Here is an 18372-nt window from a genome sequence, read left to right on the forward strand (position 1 = left end):
TTGATATGGGGAGTTTGAAGGGGTAATTTGGGGATAAGGGGGACACCGTTTTCAGAGTGGGAAACGGTGTTTTTTGATATTTATTCTTGTTACGCTAATATTTCACTATAAAAAACCATATCTGGAATAAATGCTTTTAATTTATCATAATAATCTTTTCTTATCATCAAGTCGCAACCTTCAAGAGTTGGTATATTACCATCATTGCCATTATCAATAAGGTTTTCCCGCCAGCATCTAAATTTAATGATGATTTCTCCATTACAATCCAATGCCTGCAATCCATTGTTATAATCATCTAAAACAAGTCTAAGACATCTTAAAATAGAACTATTTATCCATAAAATATATGGAAAATTAATACTGTTCATTTGAGTGGATAAAACTTGAATAATAGGATAACCATACAGAAAGTTATTATCCCAAATACGCTGTGACGGTAAACTAACCCAATCAAACAGAGGGTTTATTTTTTCTTGATGTAGCAACAATCCTTCAAATACAATAAATTTTTTATTATCTTTCCTGTAATCGCCTAGCACAATTTGACTTTCAAATCTTGCCATTCTAATAAAACTATTTTCCAAATCAGGCTCTTTAAAATCATTGATTACCTCACTAGGTTTTATTATATTTGGACGCTGAATAAAACTATTTGAAGTTGCAATTACACTTTTTAAGTCTACGGAATAATAAAAATCAAAATCTTTGTGATTTAACTCTTGAAATATGGTGCTAAAGATTAAGTTTTCAGTATAAATATTTGGCGATAAATACCCGTGATAATTTTTAATAAAAGTATCAAATTGATATTTATCAAATTTTGCAATAATTTTATCCATAATGGCTTTTTTATCTGAATCAGATAATTGAAAAAATTGCCAAATTCTATGATGTTTAATATGTTGAATAATGATATCGTTAAGCATATTAAACACCCTCAATAATTCTATCAACCAAACTATTAATATAGAAATTACCTATTTTTTGACATTTTTTTAAATCATCTTTACATTGCTCTATCAAAATGATTAATTTGTCTTTTTTCAAATAGATAAGTTCCAAAATCGCCACAATACTTAATTGACTAAATTCAATTAAATTTTCAAAAGACCATTTTATTGGTTTTATTAACAAATCCGTCTCATAATCTATCAGATAATGAATAGCAAACAAAACTTCTCTTTGAATGGTGCTATCAAGATTTTTCATTTTAGCCAGCATTAATGTAACTGCCAGTTCATTCTCATTCATTCCTGATAAATATTGATTTGACTCAACAAAATCCCAATTAAAATCGTTAATATCTGGCAATCTACTCTCAATATATTGATAAGCATTATTGTATAAATCCAATACAACTTCTTTTTCCATACCACAAAATTCAAAAGCGGATACTAAATTGGCGATTGGCATAGTTCTATAACTATCTAATTTAAGATGGTCGCAGAGATGTCTAAAAATTTCATTTTTTGCCAAATGGTAATCCATTTTTACTGCTAGCTTTAAAGGTTCTTTATATGTACACATATTCATCCAACCATCTGTTGAATAAAGCGTATTGAGTGTAAGTAAGTTAATTTTCAAATCTTGAGATAGGTTCAATCTCTGAATTAATATAAATAAATTTTCAAAATAAATATCATAATCACGAGGGAATTTTTTCTTAATTAATGAAGATATGATATTTTTTGCAATAAATTCATCATCGCAATTCGTAAGATGAAAATACAATAAATTAAAATCACCATCCAAAATATGCTCTTTTTCCTCATAATGCTCAATAATTTCATCAATATTTAAATTATCTATATTTAAAACATTATCACAAATACCCAATGATTGATTAATAAAATCAACCATTTTTTTATTAAAATTACTGTGAATATTATTGCTATTAATATATTTTTTAATATTGAATGTTAGGTTAAATTCCTGACAAAATGATTTAAAGTTAATCATTGTTGTTTCTGATAATTTTTCATAAGAATCATTCCAGTCCCTATTTAGCAAATCAATTAGGGATAATTTAGCCAAGTGATGATTTTTTTCTTTAATGGAGTTAATAATATTCAAAAAACCATTTAAGTATTCTTCCCTATTATTAGTTGGAGACAATTTATATAAAAAATTTAAAATAATAGGATTAACCCTTTCTTGGCTGATAGCCAAAAAATCAACAAACATATAATCCAATTTCCAAAAATATGGGTCTTTCATAAACTCGTAAATAAGATATTTTGCAGATAAATCATAATCAATATTTGATAGGTGCTTAAACCAATCCATAGCTATCCATCTGATGCCTTTTCCATCTTCCGTATGTTTCGCTACCGCATCGGTTAGATATTTTAATTTCTTCACATAATTTATCGCCAAATTGGCATCTATCTTATGTAGAGCATCAATTGGATCTACTATTTCTGACAGTGTAACATCTTTTCTAAAAGTATAATTAGTAATGTATGAGACTGCGTTCTTCAATTCATTTTGTGCCTGCTCTATATATTTCATATTGGAATAAATCAGTGCTTTTTGAAAATAAAATCCTGCATATTCATCATATTGTAGCCATTGATTTTCTTCAAGTTGAGAATATGCATTAATAATATAATAAATATTGTTATCATTTAAAAAGTATTTTCCTACAATATTGATTACAGGAACTGGTATCTTAATGAGTATTTCTAAAATATATTTCCAATTTTCCTTACTTGAAATATGACGCAAAGATTTTATGATTGATAATTCAATCAAATGCTCATTATTGGATATTCTTAAATCTATGGCTCTTGGATTGCCTTTATATAGCTCTACATCTCTACATAAAAACTCAATATTTTTAATAGAATTGCTTTCTATGTCGTTGGGTTTGGATGTTTTTTCTATAATAAATGTGCGAATAAAAAATTTTATCCAGTTATAAAAGAAATTGTGTGGTTCTATGGATTTTTCAAATTCAATTAAATCATTGATTTTGTGCTTAGCATACAATGAAACTAAAAAATAAAAATTGATTGTTTCTTTTCCATCAATATAATTACCGTTTTTCAAAAAATCTGTAGATAATTCTTCAAAATCTATATTTATAGGTATATAGGCATCATGATTGTGTAATAATGATTTCTTGTTGACTTTTAAACAAATATCATCCTTTTTATCATCATCAAGTTCTTGAATAAATAAATTAATGACTGATAAAAGATTATTTTTAATCAAAAATGAAATACAAATATCAAAAAACATTTCATTATTATGTTTTGATGATTTGTTTAAAATTTCAAGTAATTCTTCCTCATTGTTAATTTGACTATAAAGAAAATACTCAAAGTTCTCTTCAGAAATTGATTCTTTAAATAAATCATCAATCTTTTCCCAATCAGGTTTATATTTATTTCTTGCTAAAATAGAAAATGCTTTTGCAGTAGTAACAATATCAAAATTCATTTCATTATTGAAAAATAACAATGAATTTGCCCTATCATATCCGTAGATATTTAATACTGTTTCAAAATAAATTTCAAAATTTTCAATAAATTGGCTATGATATTCTTCCGAATTGGTAGAGTATATGGTTCTATTAAATTCACTCAAAAAAGACAATAATCCCCAATCCTCTAATTCTTGTGCTACATACAAAAAATATAGGCTATTTCCCCTTATTAATTTTTCTGGGTATCCGTAATATAGGCTATTAACCAAGAAATCTGGTTTGGCATAATTTGATATTTCTGAATACCTTTCTGAATTAAATAAATATTTAAACAAATATCTATAAGATTTTGGATTGTCATAAAATCCTTCTTTATTCAACCAATCACCAATTATTTTATAACAATAAATACTTGCCTTGCCTAATTTTTCTAGTTGGTATCTTCTAAAACTATCGTGATACAAAGAAATACCGCCTCTTGATAAGTTTTCAAAGAGTACTGGTGACAAAATTTGTAAGTCTTCATCCAAACAATAAGGAAGTGGATGAATTTTTGAAAGCTCTTCTCTTGTAACAGAAAACTCCAAACAACACAAAATATCTAGTGTTTGCGATTTTGTGTTTTTATCAAGTTTTGATGATAAAAATTCATAATACGATTTTAAATTAAAATCATAGTCTGGAAAATCATTCTGTATATCAATATTTGGATTGTCTTTTAAATGATTAAGAATGTAATTTAAATACAATGGATTTCCCTGACTCTTATCTAAGAGTGTCTGGGTTAAATTATGCGTTTGTACATCAATATTAAACTTATTAACAAGACTCAAAATGTCATCCGCATTCCATTTAGGTAAGTCCACTCTTAAAAAATGATGATTTTGTATGAGTGTGTCAATTTCATTAACTGGCTGAGAACCCAGAATGATAGATACATTATCTGGTGTTTCTATTTTTGAAATGCAGTCAATTATTCTTGTTTTTTCCTCTGAAAGAGTTTTAGATTGACCTCTCACACGCTCGATATGATCCAACCCATCAATAATAATGATTAATGGTTCACTGATTTTAGATAAAAGTAAATTTAATTCATTAAGATTGGAAGCAAAAATTTGCTCTTTTTGACTTTGTAAATTTGGGTATAGCGATTGAATATCTGCGATTAAGTTGCCGAAAAATACATCAGATGTTACTCTCTGTTCATAAAAAGAGTCTTCCATTCCTGTAAAACAGTAATGTCTAAGAACTTTCTGATTATTGTTTTTTAGATATTCAATTAAATTTGTTAAAAACCAAGACTTTCCAGCACCAGGTTCAGCAACTAGAATACTTTTTTGGTTTTTTCTAAAATCTTGTAATAAAGTTTCAATTTTTTCTTTAAAAATAATATTTTTTTCTTGATTAATTTGAAATTTTTGCTCAATTTGACCAAAATCGGTTTTTATTCTTAATTTTTCTAATATTTTTTTTACACTTAGTTGTGTTGAGTTTGTACGAAAGTCTCCGCTAAATTTAACTATCTTTATCAAAAAGTCATTGATAGATATATCATTGTTAGGATATTGCCCAATGCCAATCTTTTTTGCTTGCTCAATAAGTATGTTCTCTAATGTATCTGGATGTTCGAAATCCAATCTTGCTTTTGGAAAATTTGTTTCTATTAGAAGTTCATTGCAAAATTGAGCAAATTCATTTCTATCTATATTATGTTGTTTAACATATTTTTTAAGATTGTCCCATCTATTAAATTTTTCCGGATTTTCCTGCCAAATATTATAAATATTTAATTTAAAAACATTGGTATTCAAATGATCAAATGAAGAATTCGCTGATTGAGGGATAAGAGCATCTTTTATATTATCCTCAATAGGCTCATTCCAAGCCAAACATAATCTAAATTCTGTCTGATCCGTTCTTAAGATTTGCCAATTTTCAAACAATTTATAAATTGCTAGTGAAGTCCCATTATCATTAGACAAATCATCTTTTGACAAATGTTTTGCACTGGTCTCATTGCTGTATTTGATTTGTTTTCTTTGAATATTGTCACCATTTTGAATAACCAAGTCATCAAATCTATCATCTTCAATCTGTTTTTTATCAAAAGTGAGAACAGAATCAAAATGACCAGAAATCACTTCCTGTAGAATAAAATAAGAACATAGCAAATCTTGGTATTGATAGCCTTCGTGGGCATTATTGAGGCTCATAAATATATCCGTGAAATAAGATTTAATATTTATATTGTATCACATTTGTTACATTAGCTTTACTTCTACTTATTACGGTAATTTTAATCCTGATGAAGTATTGCAAACGATAGTATTTACCGATGCATGTTAGAAAAATCCAACTTTGCCTAACCAGAAAATTTTACAAATTTCCACCGCACTTTGACCGCTTGTTGATACTTTCAAAGATTCTTAAAGGCCCTCCACCACCTCTTTAAGCAGAGAATACGATTTCAACTGCTTTTCCTCATCAAAAATATAGTTAATCGCAATCAGCTCATCGGCTTGATATTTTGCTTGGAACCCAATCAGTTGGGCTTTTATGCTCACTTTGTCGCCGATTAAAGAGGCATTCATCATCGAATTTGCCGCATATTTCTCTTGGATTGTCCAAAGGGCATCCATATCCGGTACGGGCGGTTGCATACCACGAGAGACGCCACGGACTAAATCCCAAAACAGTTGCTGTTGGGTGCTGGCGAGAAAGTGGGCTTCTTCTTGGCTGTCTGCCACCAACACGTTATTACAAATCATCACATAAGGCTGATCTAACACGGTAGAAGGCTTAAATTCATTGCGATAAATCTCTACCGCCATCTCCAACATTCTCGGGGCGAAATGGGCGGCAAAGGCATACGGCAAGCCTAAACGTCCGGCAAGAAAGACACTTTCAGTGCTTGAACCTAAGATATAAAGGGGGACGTTCAAGCCTAAGGCGGGATAGACTCTGACTTCACCTTGACCTTGGACGTCACCAAAATAGCGTTGTAGTTCGAGAATATCCCCCTCAAATTCTTGCGACACATCTCGTTGCCCACGACGAAGGGCTAATGCCGTCATCGGGTCGGTACCGGGGGCACGCTAGATCGCTGGTTGCTAGATGTATTGGGGGAAATTATTGAAGGAATGATGGCTGAATAATTAGTACAAAACAATCAATAACATCATTGACTAATTTATAACCACCTCTTATCCAACACAAACAAAGCCTTGCATTGCAAGGATTTAATGCACTTATTCTAAGTTAATTTTCCATTCACTCATACAGTTATCTCCAGACGATGTGAATAACTACACTTCCACCCGTTTGCCAATATCGTTCAGTTCGGAAAACTTTTCGACCAATCTTGGCATATCGTCAAGAGAAAAGGCGAGCGACCAAAGGTAGGTTATCACGGCATAAATATGCCCTGCGGTCACCTTGTCGTTTAGGCTTAACATTGCCAATGCCGAGCCGAACAGTAGGCAGAGTGAAATGCCGATCAGCAAGAAACTTAATGCTTCACGGTTGGAAATTGCAATGCGGAGTTTTGCCAATAAGCCGTAATGCTTGGTTAAGCCGTGATTTGAGCCTTGTTCAATCACGGAAACTTCGTTTTCTAAGCGGTTGTTTAATTTGAAGTAAAGCCGATCATTGATTTTCGCATAATGTGGCAAGGCAAGCCCCCAGCCGAGTAGCACGAAAAAGGCGAGTAAGCCTGTCCAAAATTCAATAATCATCAACATTACAACCGAGCCAACAATGTTGAAAACAGAGGTAATCAACATCGGCAAATGCTCTTCAAAAAAATCGACAAACTGACGGGAAAGCGTGGCGTGTGCCACTGCCGATGAGGTTGAGCCTTTGCGTTTTTGGTTCAACACGGCATTTACCGCTAAATCGGCATAAATTCGCACGAAAACCCGTGTATCGACCGCACGGCGAGCTGAGCCAACCGCCCAAATAGCAAACACCATTACCGCATAAATCAACGCCAGCCACACATCGTGGCTTAACACCGCATTCACCGCAAGGCTACCCACCAACGGATAGAGCAACAGCAGTAAATTTTCTGTGGCAACCAGTGAAAACGTGGTGGCTAATTTTTTGCGATGATCGAGGGCGATTTGTTTTAAAGTGCTGAATACATTGATTTCCATAAAATAGTCTTAAAATTTACTTAATTGCGGTGCATTATAGGATTTTAAAATGCAAAATCAAGTAAATTTTAGGACTATATTGCCATTTTCATTTAACCTGCTACAATCTGCCAACATTCAACACTGGGGAAAAACGATGTCCAATTTTGATGAATTAACCAAACACGTTGGTGAAATAGACGCTGTGGTGGATAACTGGATTGCCAAACTCGGCTTAACCTACAACCATTTTGCCGTATTGCACACCCTTGCCAAACAGCCGAACGGTTGCACGCAAAAGCAGATTGCAGAGGAATGGTATTTACCGAAGCAGACAGTGTTTAATATCTGCAAAGAGTATCGGGAAAAAGGCTGGATTGAATTTGCCGAAAGTGAAAGTGATAAACGTGAGCGGATTTTGCTTTTAACCGAACAGGGGAAAGCTCAGGCTATGCCGATAAAAATGGCAACTGAGGAAATTTTTACCCGAGCTTTTGAGCGTTTGGGAGCCAAAAAAACGGAGCAGCTTTTTAAATTAATGGCGGAATTGGGGGATATTTGCCAAGAAGAAATAAAATTGCATAGTGAAATAGCAAAAAGTTAGGCATCCTAGTTCAGAGGATTAAGTAGCATAGCTACTTGTTTCTCTTTGCAAAACCTTGTATTTCAAGTACAATTCTCCGATTAATTTTTCGATAAACAAACAACAAAACAGGACATTAACTGCCCGATGAAAATGCAAAATATTCGTAACTTTTCGATTATCGCCCATATTGACCACGGTAAATCGACTTTATCAGACCGCCTAATTCAAACTTGTGGCGGCTTATCAGACCGTGAGATGGAAGCTCAGGTGTTAGATTCAATGGATCTTGAGCGTGAACGTGGAATTACCATTAAAGCACAAAGTGTAACCTTAAATTATAAAGCGAAAGACGGTGAAACTTATCAGCTTAACTTTATCGACACCCCGGGGCATGTGGATTTCTCTTATGAAGTTTCTCGTTCACTAGCCGCTTGTGAAGGGGCGTTGTTGGTTGTTGATGCAGGGCAGGGGGTTGAGGCTCAAACCTTAGCTAACTGCTATACCGCAATCGAAATGGATTTGGAAGTAGTGCCGATTTTAAACAAAATCGACTTACCGGCTGCTGAGCCTGAGCGTGTGGCAGAAGAGATCGAAGATATTGTGGGTATTGATGCGATTGATGCGGTTCGTTGTTCGGCTAAAACCGGTTTAGGGATTGAAGATGTTTTAGAAGAAATCGTGAAGAAAATCCCTGCACCGGAAGGCGAGCCTGAAGCACCATTACAAGCCTTGATTATCGACTCTTGGTTCGACAACTATTTAGGCGTGGTCTCTTTGGTGCGTGTGAAAAACGGCGTACTGAAAAAAGGCGACAAAATCAAAGTGATGAGTACAGGGCAATCTTATAATGTAGATCGTCTTGGTATTTTTACCCCGAAACAAGTAGATACTACTGAACTGAAAACAGGCGAAGTAGGTTGGGTTGTGTGTGCAATTAAAGATATTTTAGGTGCTCCAGTAGGGGATACATTAACCCATCACCACAATTCAGCTACGGAAGTATTACCTGGATTTAAGAAAGTAAAACCGCAGGTTTACGCTGGTTTATTCCCGATTTCATCAGATGATTATGAAGCGTTCCGTGATGCTTTAGGAAAATTAAGTCTAAACGATGCATCATTATTCTATGAACCAGAAACCTCGAGTGCATTAGGCTTTGGTTTCCGTTGCGGCTTCTTAGGCTTGCTGCATATGGAAATTATCCAAGAGCGTTTAGAGCGTGAATACGATCTGGATTTGATCACCACCGCCCCAACGGTAGTCTATGAAGTGGTGCAAACAGATGGCGAAACAATCTATGTAGATAGCCCATCAAAACTACCAGCTATCAATAATATTGCAGAAATCTGTGAGCCGATTGCAGAGTGTAATATGCTTGTGCCGCAAGAGTTCTTAGGCAATGTGATTACTCTTTGTGTGGAAAAACGTGGCGTACAGACCAATATGGTGTACCACGGCAATCAAATCGCTTTAACCTATGAGATCCCAATGGGCGAAGTAGTGTTAGATTTCTTCGACCGCTTAAAATCCACCTCGCGTGGTTATGCCTCATTGGATTACGGTTTCAAACGTTTCCAAACAGCTGATATGGTGCGTGTGGATATTATGATCAACGGCGAGCGTGTGGATGCGTTGGCGATTATCGTTCATCGTGCAAATGCGGCTTATCGTGGACGTGAGCTAGTGGAAAAAATGCGTGAGTTGATTCCACGCCAACAATTTGATATTGCGATCCAAGCAGCAATCGGTAACCACGTTATTGCTCGTTCAACGGTAAAACAATTGCGTAAAAACGTATTGGCGAAATGTTACGGTGGTGACGTAAGCCGTAAGAAAAAACTTCTACAGAAACAAAAAGAGGGTAAAAAACGAATGAAATCTCTCGGTAACGTAGAAGTACCACAAGAAGCGTTTTTAGCGATTCTTCACGTTGGAAAAGATTAATTTGTAAAATTAATGCGGAATTAGACCGCTTGCAAGCGGTCATATTTTTAAACAATTTCGCAAAACCCGTAAGGGCGAAGTGTAATTCGCCTTTACAATATAGAGAGGAAATCAAATGGCACAATTTATGCCGATTATTTTTCTAGGCATTATTTATGGAATTTGGAAATGGCTTGACTCGATGCAACTACCAAATACCATCTCGATTATTTTAGTTGCCTTAGTCATTATTTGTGGAGGATTTTGGGCATTTTACAAATTCAGTGCTGACCCAAGACGCAAAAAAGCTATTGCATTACAGCAAAAGCGACTAGGTAGAGAATTAACCGAAGAGGAAATTGCTGAAATTCAACCAAAATCAGCTGTAGGCGAATTTTTTGCTTCGCTTTTCGGCATTTTGTTCTTTGTTACCGTACTCCGCTCATTTCTATTTGAGCCATTCCAAATTCCAAGCGGTTCAATGGAGCCAACGTTACGTGTGGGCGATTTTTTAGTGGTGAATAAATTTAGCTACGGCATTAAAGATCCGATTTGGCAAAATACTTTAATTAAAACCGGCAAGCCGGAGCGTGGTGATGTCATTGTGTTTAAAGCACCTGCACAACCGCACATTGATTATATTAAACGTGTGGTTGCAGTAGGAGGCGATAAACTTAAATATGACTTTGCAACTCAACAATTAACGGTTACCAAAGCAAATGGTGAAACTAAGGTCTTTGAATACAGTGAAGGCAAGCCAAACCCTGAATTTTTCTATCACGGTGAAATGCAAGTAGAACGTACCGAAAAAGGCGATGTTACGCATCAAATTTTAAATCACCCGATGGCATTTAACTATGCTCCTTATTTCTACAAGCAAGAAGGTCAAACAGAAGGCGAGTGGATTGTGCCAGAAGGAAATTACTTTGTAATGGGCGATAACCGTGATAACAGTGAAGACAGCCGTTTCTGGGGATTTGTACCGGAGAAAAATATTGTAGGTAAAGCAACCTTTATCTGGCTCAGCCTAGATAAAAAAGCAAATGAATTCCCAACAGGGCTTCGTTTCTCTAGAATGTTTACCACTATTCAATAATGTCGTGTAGGGGCGAATTACAATTCGCCCCTAAGTCTTTAATAAATAAAGAATTTATGCAATTAGAACGATTACAGAAAAAATTAGGTTATCAATTTCATAACCTTGATTACCTCACTCAAGCCCTCACACACCGCAGTGCGGCGGCAAAAAATAATGAACGCCTTGAATTTTTAGGCGATTCGATTTTAAATTTTACTATCGGCAAAGCGTTATACGATAAATTCCCTAAAGCGAACGAGGGAGAATTAAGCCGTATGCGGGCAACGCTGGTGCGTGAACAAACCTTAGCCATTATTGCCCGTAAATTTGATTTAGGCGAATATCTAAAATTAGGTCCCGGTGAGTTAAAAAGTGGCGGACATCGCCGAGAATCTATTTTATCGGACTGTGTAGAAGCCATAATTGCAGCTATCTATTTAGATCAGGATATGGATCAGGCAATGGCAAAAGTGATGGATTGGTATGCGGATTTATTAAAAGAAATCAGCCCAGATGATTCACAAAAAGACCCAAAAACCCGCCTGCAAGAGTTTTTACAAGGCAGAAGATTGCCCTTGCCTGAATATGATGTATTAGATATTAAAGGCGAAGCCCACAACCAAACTTTCAGTGTTACTTGCAAAGTGATCAATCTCGATGAAATTTTTATCGGCACCGGCACGAGTCGCCGTAAAGCCGAACAAAACGCAGCAGAAAAAGTATTAGCGGTAATTAAAACAAAGAAATAACGAATTCCCTTCTTTCTAAAGAAGGGGATCTATATGAAAGGAAAACCAAATGACAGAACAAAACCAAATCCCAACCAAAACCTACTGTGGCTTTATTGCCATTGTTGGTCGCCCGAATGTTGGGAAATCGACTTTATTAAACAAAATTTTAGGGCAAAAAATTTCAATCACCTCACGCAAAGCACAAACTACTCGCCACCGTATTGTCGGTATTCACACTGAAGATCAATATCAAGCGATTTATGTGGATACTCCGGGGCTTCACATTGAAGAAAAACGTGCGATTAACCGCTTAATGAACCGTGCTGCAAGTTCAGCAATTGGCGATGTAGATTTAATCATTTTCGTAGTGGAAGGCACAAAATGGACTGATGATGATGAAATGGTGCTCAATAAACTGCGTGCTGCTAAAGCCCCTGTGCTACTTGCGATTAACAAAGTGGATAACATCAAAGAGAAAGAAGAGCTACTGCCACATATTACCGAGCTTTCGCAGAAATTTGATTTTGCCGAAATTCTTCCAATTTCTGCTCAGCGTGGTAAAAACGTCCATATTCTGCAAAAATTTGTACGTGAATCGTTACGCACGGGCGAGCATCATTTCCCTGAAGAGTATGTAACAGACCGTTCCCAACGCTTTATGGCATCGGAAATTATCCGTGAAAAATTAATGCGTTTCACCGGCGAAGAATTGCCTTATTCGGTAACGGTAGAAATTGAACAATTTAAAATGAACGAGCGTGGTGTGTATGAGATCAATGGCTTAATTTTGGTTGAGCGTGATGGTCAGAAAAAAATGGTTATCGGTGCCGGCGGTCAAAAAATCAAAACCATTGGTATTGAAGCCCGTAAAGATATGGAACGCCTATTCGATAACCAAGTCCACCTTGAACTTTGGGTGAAAGTCAAAGCTGGTTGGGCTGATGATGAAAGAGCCTTGAGAAGTTTGGGGTATATGGAGGAGTAGGCTTTTTTAACTTTCATTCGTAAAGTTAAGATTGTATCAAATCTCCCCTAACCCCTCTTTTCTAAAGAGGGGGACTAGATCCCCATAAATTTTAAATTCATCTTTCTACTTGAGTTGTTAAATAGGGAAATGACTTACAAATAGACTTTGTATGATCTCCCCTCTTTAGCAAAGAGGGGAGGGGGAGATTTGGCAGAAGTATTACAGCCTCATAATTTATAAGACATTATGACCACAGACCAATGGCAACGAGCCTTTGTGCTTCATCGCCGAGAATATAGCGAAAGTAGCTTGCTTGTGGATTTCTTCACGGAACACCACGGGCGGATCACACTACTTGCTAAAGGAGCAAGGAGGGCTCGTTCGCCATTGAAAGCGGTGTTGCAGCCATTTACGCCATTGTTGTTGCGTTGGACGGGAAAAGGGGATCTGAAAACCCTCACTAAAGCAGAGCCGGCAGCACTTACTTTACCGATGGAAACAATCGCTCTTTATAGTGGTTTCTACATCAATGAAGTGCTTGCAAGAGTATTGGAAAATCAGACCGCTTACCCAGAGCTCTTTCAGCATTATTTACATTGTATGACGGCACTTGCCACTCAAGATCGGGTTGAGCCTATTTTACGAACCTTTGAATTTCATACCCTCAAAGCATTAGGCTATGGGGTGGACTTTACCCACTGTGCGGCAACAGGTTTACCGGTTGATCCGAATATGAGCTATCAATTCAGAGAAAATGAAGGCTTTATTGCTTCGCTACTGCAAAATAACCACAGCTTTTTAGGACGTGATTTGCTTGCTTTTTCTCAGCTCGATTTTTCAGAAAAAGCAACTCAACAAGCGGCGAAACGGTTTACCCGCATCGCATTAAAGCCTTATTTAGGCTCTCAACCACTTAAAAGTCGAGAACTTTTTCAATCTATCTTACCTAATAAAGTGAAAAGCGGTTAGTTTTGTTAAATTTTTTGCAAATTTTCAGTAAAATATAACCGCTTGTAGCAATAACAATTATCTCAAGGAAATAATATGTCAAACCATCTTACCGAACACCGTTTTATCGATTTTCCTATTCACGCTAATGTGCTCAATGCGTTGGATAGCAAAGGTTTTGAGTTCTGTACGCCTATTCAAGCGAAAACTTTCCCGATTACTTTAAAAGGTAACGATATTGCAGGACAAGCCCAAACAGGTACAGGAAAAACGCTTGCTTTTTTAATTGCGACCTTTAATCATCTACTAAATAACGAAATTGAAACGACAAAAAATCAACCTAGAGCCTTAATTCTCGCACCAACTCGTGAACTGGCAGTACAAATTGGGGCGGATGCACAGTTATTTTTACAACATTGCGATCTCAAACTCGCCCTTGCTTATGGTGGAGATGGATATGACAAGCAAGTGCAAGAAATTGAAAAAGGTGTGGATATTCTTGTTGGTACAACAGGGCGTGTAATTGATTACGTTAAACAAGGCATCATCAATTTAGACCAAATTCAAGTGATTGTGTTAGATGAGGCAGATCGTATGTTCGATCTTGGCTTTATTAAAGATATTCGTTATTTAATGCGAAAAGCTCCCAAACCTTCTGAGCGTTTAACTTTACTCTTTTCAGCAACCTTGTCTGCTAAAGTGCGTGAGCTTGCTTATGAAGATATGGATAATGCGGAATATATTGAGATTGAACCGTTGCAGCGTACCGGTCATCGCATTAAAGAAGAGCTTTTCTATCCGTCTAATGAAGATAAAATGGCGTTATTGCTGACGTTGTTGGAAGAGGAGTGGCCGGAGCGTTGTATGATTTTTGCCAATACTAAACACAAGTGTGAGGAAATTTGGCAATACTTAGCAGCAGATGGGCATAGAGTTGGGATGCTAACGGGTGATATTCCACAGAAAAAACGCCTTTCTTTGCTCGATAATTTTACCAAAGGCAATTTAGATATTTTAGTCGTAACCGATGTTGCTGCTCGTGGATTGCATATTCCGGATGTAACGCACGTTTTTAATTACGATTTGCCTGATGATAAAGAAGATTATGTTCATCGCATTGGTAGAACGGGGAGAGCAGGGGAAAGCGGGCATTCGATCAGCTTCGCTTGTGAGCGTTACGCAGTGAATTTACCGGCAATTGAAGAGTATATCGGACACCAAATTCCGGTAAGCCAATATGATAAACAGGCTTTATTGCCACTTCCGAAAATTAATCGTTCAAAGAGCAAAAATACCTTTGTAGCGAGAAGAAATGGATATAAATAATTAATCATTTTTAAAGAAGAGAATTAAATATGGGTTTATATAATATTGCTCAAACAGAATCGGGCAAAGTCATCTCACTTAACTCAAAAATGGCGAACCGACACGGTTTAGTGGCAGGAGCAACGGGTACAGGTAAAACAGTTACTTTGCGAAAATTAGCGGAAGCCTTTAGTGATGATGGCGTGCCGGTATTCTTGGTTGATGTGAAAGGCGATCTTTCAGGTTTAGTACAAGCAGGCAGTTTTGCCGGAAAAATTGCAGAACGCATCGAAATGTTTAATTTAGGTGGTGAAGATTATTTAAATGGATACCCAGTATCATTTTGGGACGTATTTGGTGAATCGGGCATTCCGCTTCGTACCACGATTTCCGAAATGGGACCGATGCTACTTTCCCGTTTACTTAACTTAAACGATACCCAAGAAGGTTTATTAAATCTTGTTTTCCGTGTAGCAGATGATCGTGGATTGCTATTGATTGATTTAAAAGATTTGCGTGCTTTACTTAAATTTGTGGCAGATAATGCGAAAGAATTCCAAGTGGAATACGGCAATGTATCTGCGGCAAGTGTAGGAGCTATTCAACGTGCATTATTAAGACTTGAAAACGAAGGGGCGGATAATTTATTTGGCGAACCTGCACTAGATTTACACGATTGGATGCAAACCCGTAACGGGCGTGGCGTAATCAATATTTTAAATTCGGAAAAATTAATTAATTCGCCAAGAATGTATGGTGCATTCTTACTCTGGTTTATGGCAGAACTGTTTGAGAATTTACCTGAAGTTGGCGATCCTGAAAAACCAAAATTTGTGCTTTTCTTTGACGAAGCTCACTTATTATTTGATGATGCCCCTAAAGCATTAGTAGATAAAATTGAACAGGTGGTTCGCTTAATTCGTTCTAAAGGTGTTGGGGTTTATTTTGTTACGCAAAACCCACTCGACTTACCCGATTCTGTGCTAGGGCAGCTCGGTAATCGTATTCAACACGCCTTGCGAGCTTTCACGCCTCGTGATCAAAAAGCAGTGAAATCAGCGGCGGAGACCTTCCGTGCCAATAAAGAGGTAAATGTAGTAGAAGCTATTACTCAACTTGGTGTGGGGCAAGCATTGGTTTCGGTGTTAGATGAAAAAGGTATGCCAACACCTGTTGAAATTGCCTATATTTATCCACCAAAAAGCCAGTTAGCTCCATTAGCAACTAGCGAACGTGATGCTTTAGTGAAACAAGATGATCTATATCATCACTACAGCCAATTTGTGGATAATGAATCTGCGTTTGAATTGCTTAATGCTAAAGCTGAACAAGTGAAAGCGGAGCAAGCTGCGGCGGAAGAAGAAAATAACGATTTCTTAGGTGGTATTATCTCTTCGGTTTTCGGCTCGAAGAAGAAAAAAGATCAATCTATTACTGAGCAAGTGGTTAGCCAAGTAGCACATTCAGTTGGCAGAAACTTACGCAACCAAGTAACCAAGCAAATTATGCGTGGCATTTTAGGGGCGATTACTAAAAAGTAATTTGCAAATTATGAAAAGAAAAAGACCGCTTGTTTGTTCATTACAAGCGGTCTTTTTTCAACTTATTTTTTGCAATGCCTGTTTGATGGCATTTAGCAGCACTTCTGGCGGTTGAGCCCCTGACACGCCGATTTTTTCATCAATCACAAAAAACGGTACGCTGTGAATGCCATATTTATGAGCTACTCGTTCATCTTCACGGACTTCGTGCCCAAAATCATCGCCTGTGAGCAGTTGAGCGACTTCATCACGTTCTAAGCCGATTTCTAAAGCTAAACCGATAAGTTCTGTGCGTTTAGCTAAAATAGTGTTATCGGTAAAATAGGCTTTGAATAAACGTTCAACCATTGCTTCGCCTAAGCCTTTACTTTCCGCAAATTTTGCCAAGCGATGAGCCTCAAAGGTGCGAGTGTATTGTGTGGTGCGGTAGCGTAAATCTAGCCCGGCTTGTTTTCCAGCTTCCTCTACATAGTTAATCATTTCATCAGCCTGTTCAGCCGTTTTTTGATATTTCTGCATTAAGCGTTGCTGAATATCACCTTCCGGTTCACCATTTGCGTGTGGGTCAAGCTCAAAGGCTCGGAAAATCACTTCAACCTCACTCTCACCCTCAAATTGAGCTAAGGCTTGCTCTAAATGGCGTTTGCCGATGTAACAAAACGGGCAGGCAAAGTCTGACCAAACTTCAATTTTCATATTCTCTCTGTTTAAAATAGGATAAATTCTCTCACTTGGAAGCCAACTTCCACCTGTTCGCCAATTTTCAGCTCTTGGGATTGGTAAGTTACAATCTCAATACCTTTAATTTCAACTTGATAGCGGTAGTATAAGCCTAAAAACAGTTTGCCTACCACTTTACCTAAACCTAGCTCATTGGGTTTTAAGATAATCTGCTCCGGGCGAAGAAGCCAGCGGTAACGCCCTTTCTGAACGTCCATTTCAGGGAAGAGTCGGAACTCACCAATCGGGCTACATAGCACTTTATCTTCCGTTACATTACAGTTAAGATAGTTTGTGCCACCTAAAAAATCCGCTACAAATGGATTAACCGGAGAATGATATAACTCGTTTGGCTTACCAAATTGAACAATTTTTCCTTGATCCATCACTGCAATTTTATCGGCAAACGCAAAGGCTTCTTCTTTGCTATGGGTTACAAAAATAGCGGGCACATTTTGACTTTTTAGGATCTGCTTGATCTCTTGAATCATTGCATAGCGAGTTTGGCTATCAATGTTGGAAAATGGCTCGTCTAACAATAACAATTCAGGCTGGCAAGCTAAGGCTCGGGCAATAGCAACACGTTGTTGTTGTCCACCGGAAAGTTCGTGTGGAAAACGGCTTTCAAAGCCTTGTAAATGCACAACTGAAAGCATTTTTTCGGTAATCGCTTTTTGTTGAGCTTTTGGTAATTTAGCCAAACCAAATTGGATATTTTCTGCCACGCTTAGGTGTGGAAAAAGAGCATAATCTTGGAAAATCAGCCCGATTTTACGCTCTTCCACCGCCTTGCTTTTCAAGCATTGCCCGGCTAAATGAATGTCGCCTTGTTCAATTGGCAATAAGCCAGCAATCGCTTTCAATAGTGTAGTTTTTCCACAGCCGCTTGCACCTAGTAAGCAGATAATTTCATTTTGGTTTACGGCTAGATGGAGGTTTTGTAAAACCGTTGTGCTGCCAAAATTAAGATTTAGATTATTGATAGTTAAAACAGACATAAAATTCCT

Annotated in this window: 13 protein-coding genes and 1 pseudogene; 8 read left to right on the plus strand and 6 right to left on the minus strand. The window is 36.8% G+C overall.

Annotated features, from left to right (window positions below; all coding sequences use genetic code 11):
• Positions 1–89: 89 nt before the first annotated feature.
• The 4 genes and pseudogenes from ICJ55_RS06515 to ICJ55_RS06530 all read right to left on the minus strand — a co-directional run bounded on the left by ICJ55_RS06515 (position 90) and on the right by ICJ55_RS06530 (position 7587).
• Positions 90–929: a hypothetical protein gene (locus ICJ55_RS06515; RefSeq protein WP_188156071.1), complete on the minus strand. Its 840-nt coding sequence runs from the start codon at positions 927–929 to the stop codon at positions 90–92.
• Between the two features lies 1 nt (position 930).
• The gene (locus ICJ55_RS06520) at positions 931–5646 is read right to left on the minus strand and encodes a P-loop domain-containing protein (RefSeq protein WP_188156072.1); all 4716 of its coding nucleotides are present in this window, start codon (positions 5644–5646) and stop codon (positions 931–933) included.
• Between the two features lie 213 nt (positions 5647–5859).
• Positions 5860–6516, minus strand: a pseudogene (locus ICJ55_RS06525) (MsnO8 family LLM class oxidoreductase); the annotation flags it as partial.
• 222 nt (positions 6517–6738) lie between these two features.
• Positions 6739–7587, minus strand: a complete 849-nt coding sequence (locus ICJ55_RS06530; protein WP_188156074.1) for an ABC transporter six-transmembrane domain-containing protein — start codon at positions 7585–7587, stop codon at positions 6739–6741.
• 136 nt (positions 7588–7723) lie between these two features.
• Between ICJ55_RS06530 and ICJ55_RS06535 the strand changes: the two genes are divergently transcribed.
• The 8 genes from ICJ55_RS06535 to ICJ55_RS06570 all read left to right on the plus strand — a co-directional run bounded on the left by ICJ55_RS06535 (position 7724) and on the right by ICJ55_RS06570 (position 16645).
• The gene (locus tag ICJ55_RS06535; RefSeq protein ID WP_188156075.1) at positions 7724–8170 is read left to right on the plus strand and encodes a MarR family winged helix-turn-helix transcriptional regulator; all 447 of its coding nucleotides are present in this window, start codon (positions 7724–7726) and stop codon (positions 8168–8170) included.
• A gap of 132 nt (positions 8171–8302) precedes the next feature.
• Positions 8303–10096, plus strand: coding sequence for a translation elongation factor 4 (lepA, locus tag ICJ55_RS06540; RefSeq protein WP_188157697.1), 1794 nt, complete (start codon positions 8303–8305; stop codon positions 10094–10096).
• Between the two features lie 115 nt (positions 10097–10211).
• Complete coding sequence (gene lepB / locus ICJ55_RS06545) at positions 10212–11171, plus strand: signal peptidase I (protein WP_188156076.1); 960 nt, start codon at positions 10212–10214, stop codon at positions 11169–11171.
• Positions 11172–11227: 56 nt separating this feature from the next.
• A complete protein-coding gene (rnc, locus tag ICJ55_RS06550) occupies positions 11228–11902 on the plus strand; it encodes a ribonuclease III (protein ID WP_188156077.1) in 675 nt (224 codons plus the stop codon).
• Between the two features lie 49 nt (positions 11903–11951).
• Positions 11952–12869, plus strand: a complete 918-nt coding sequence (gene era, locus ICJ55_RS06555; RefSeq protein ID WP_188156078.1) for a GTPase Era — start codon at positions 11952–11954, stop codon at positions 12867–12869.
• A 228-nt stretch (positions 12870–13097) separates the two neighbouring features.
• Positions 13098–13820 carry a DNA repair protein RecO gene (gene recO, locus ICJ55_RS06560; protein ID WP_188156079.1) on the plus strand — a complete coding sequence of 241 codons (723 nt, stop codon included), beginning with the start codon at positions 13098–13100 and terminating at the stop codon, positions 13818–13820.
• Between the two features lie 75 nt (positions 13821–13895).
• Entirely contained in the window at positions 13896–15125 is a 1230-nt protein-coding gene (gene rhlB / locus ICJ55_RS06565; protein ID WP_188156080.1) for an ATP-dependent RNA helicase RhlB, read from the plus strand.
• 29 nt (positions 15126–15154) lie between these two features.
• Positions 15155–16645: a helicase HerA-like C-terminal domain-containing protein gene (locus tag ICJ55_RS06570; RefSeq protein WP_188156081.1), complete on the plus strand. Its 1491-nt coding sequence runs from the start codon at positions 15155–15157 to the stop codon at positions 16643–16645.
• A 57-nt stretch (positions 16646–16702) separates the two neighbouring features.
• Here ICJ55_RS06570 and ICJ55_RS06575 read toward each other — a convergent pair whose 3' ends face one another.
• On the minus strand, positions 16703–17341 hold the full coding sequence (locus tag ICJ55_RS06575; RefSeq protein WP_188156082.1) for a DsbA family oxidoreductase: 639 nt from the start codon (positions 17339–17341) through the stop codon (positions 16703–16705).
• Positions 17342–17352: 11 nt separating this feature from the next.
• Positions 17353–18363, minus strand: a complete 1011-nt coding sequence (locus tag ICJ55_RS06580; protein WP_188156083.1) for an ABC transporter ATP-binding protein — start codon at positions 18361–18363, stop codon at positions 17353–17355.
• Positions 18364–18372 lie beyond the last annotated feature (9 nt).

The sequence above is a fragment of the Mannheimia bovis genome (assembly GCF_014541205.1).
Lineage (GTDB): Bacteria > Pseudomonadota > Gammaproteobacteria > Enterobacterales > Pasteurellaceae > Mannheimia > Mannheimia bovis.

Excerpts from the sequence above, each read along its gene's own strand:
- ICJ55_RS06515 (WP_188156071.1), bottom strand. The coding sequence starts at position 929 with ATGCTTAACGATATCATTATTCAACATATTAAACATCATAGAATTTGG.
- ICJ55_RS06520 (WP_188156072.1), bottom strand. The coding sequence starts at position 5,646 with ATGAGCCTCAATAATGCCCACGAAGGCTATCAATACCAAGATTTGCTA.
- ICJ55_RS06530 (WP_188156074.1), bottom strand. The coding sequence starts at position 7,587 with ATGGAAATCAATGTATTCAGCACTTTAAAACAAATCGCCCTCGATCAT.
- ICJ55_RS06535 (WP_188156075.1), top strand. The coding sequence starts at position 7,724 with ATGTCCAATTTTGATGAATTAACCAAACACGTTGGTGAAATAGACGCT.
- lepA (WP_188157697.1), top strand. The coding sequence starts at position 8,303 with ATGCAAAATATTCGTAACTTTTCGATTATCGCCCATATTGACCACGGT.
- lepB (WP_188156076.1), top strand. The coding sequence starts at position 10,212 with ATGGCACAATTTATGCCGATTATTTTTCTAGGCATTATTTATGGAATT.
- rnc (WP_188156077.1), top strand. The coding sequence starts at position 11,228 with ATGCAATTAGAACGATTACAGAAAAAATTAGGTTATCAATTTCATAAC.
- era (WP_188156078.1), top strand. The coding sequence starts at position 11,952 with ATGACAGAACAAAACCAAATCCCAACCAAAACCTACTGTGGCTTTATT.
- recO (WP_188156079.1), top strand. The coding sequence starts at position 13,098 with ATGACCACAGACCAATGGCAACGAGCCTTTGTGCTTCATCGCCGAGAA.
- rhlB (WP_188156080.1), top strand. The coding sequence starts at position 13,896 with ATGTCAAACCATCTTACCGAACACCGTTTTATCGATTTTCCTATTCAC.
- ICJ55_RS06570 (WP_188156081.1), top strand. The coding sequence starts at position 15,155 with ATGGGTTTATATAATATTGCTCAAACAGAATCGGGCAAAGTCATCTCA.
- ICJ55_RS06575 (WP_188156082.1), bottom strand. The coding sequence starts at position 17,341 with ATGAAAATTGAAGTTTGGTCAGACTTTGCCTGCCCGTTTTGTTACATC.
- ICJ55_RS06580 (WP_188156083.1), bottom strand. The coding sequence starts at position 18,363 with ATGTCTGTTTTAACTATCAATAATCTAAATCTTAATTTTGGCAGCACA.